Origin of the sequence: Enterobacter sp. C6 (genome assembly GCF_008122455.1) — a bacterium.
GTDB lineage: Bacteria > Pseudomonadota > Gammaproteobacteria > Enterobacterales > Enterobacteriaceae > Enterobacter > Enterobacter pseudoroggenkampii.
Genome location: NZ_QPFW01000036.1, coordinates 1 through 1,196, shown reverse-complemented (window position 1 = coordinate 1,196; position 1,196 = coordinate 1). Strand labels below are relative to the sequence as shown.

The window sequence follows — 1,196 nt, the reverse complement described above, 5'->3', positions numbered from 1 at the left end:
GGTTTGCAGTATTGCTGACGCTGTTGCCCACGCCGTTGGTGGCGGTTGCGTTAAGGGTGTAGTTAGCCTGGCCGAGACCCGCCAGATCCGCTGCCGGAACCGTCAGGCTCCAGGTGCCGTCTGCGGCGGTCGTCGCCGTGTAGTTATTACCGTTGAGGGTCACGATCACTACGGTGCCTTCCGACAGGTTGGCGCTGGTGCCGCTGACGCTCAGATCCTGCCCCTTCTCCACCGCGTTCAGCACGTTATCGCCGCTGATGGCGTTGAAGGCCACGGACGGCAGGCCGGTGTCAACGGTCACGTTATGGCTTCCGGTACCGGTATTGCCCGCCGCGTCGGTGACTGACGCCGTGACGGTCACGGTGCCGTCGCTGAGGCCGGAAATCACGCTGGCCGGGACGCCCACGCTCCAGTTACCCGCCGCGTCCAGCACGGTGGTGTACGTCTGGCCGCCGATGGTGACGGTCACCTTATCACCCGCGGCTGCGCCGGTGGCGGTACCGCTGATGATTTGCGCCTGGCTGTGTTCTGCGAGGTTAATGACATCGTCGCCCGCCACGGTATTGATGGTCACCGCAGGCACGGTCACGTCCACCGTCAGAGTGTGATCAACCGACGCCGGGTTGCCCGCTTTGTCGCTGACGCTCGCCGTCACGATGACGCTGCCGTCGCCAAGCGCCGCCAGATCCGCCGCCGGAACGCTCAGCGTCCAGCTGCCGTCCGCGCCTGCGGTTGTGGTGTAGTCTTTGCCGTTCAGCGACACGGTCACCGTCTGGCCCGCTTCGGCGGTGGTGGTGCCGGACACGGTCAGATCGGACTGCGCTTCTGCGGCATTCAGAATATCGTCAGCCGCCAGGGTATGAATGGTCACGGACGGCGCGGTCGCATCCACGCTGTACTCACGCCCCGCCGAGGCGCTGTTGCCGTTCACGTTGGTGACGCTCACCTGCACGCTGGCGTCGCCATCCTTGAGGTGTGCCAGATCTGCAGACGGTACGGTCCAGGTCCAGTTGCCGCTGTCGTCCACCGTGGTGGTGTAGATTTTGCCGTTCAGGCTGATGGTCACGGTTTGCCCGGCCTCAACGTGGGTGGTCGCACCGGACAGCACCAGATTCGCGCCTTTCTCCGCCGCGTTAATCACGTCGTCGGTCGCAATCGCATTGATGCTGATGGCAACGGTCGCCAGATCCACCGTC

Annotated in this window: 1 protein-coding gene; it reads right to left on the bottom strand. The window is 64.5% G+C overall.

Annotated features, from left to right (window positions below):
* On the bottom strand, positions 1-1,196 hold a 1,196-nt coding region (locus tag DOU50_RS00220), incomplete at both ends, for an Ig-like domain-containing protein (RefSeq protein WP_148768458.1).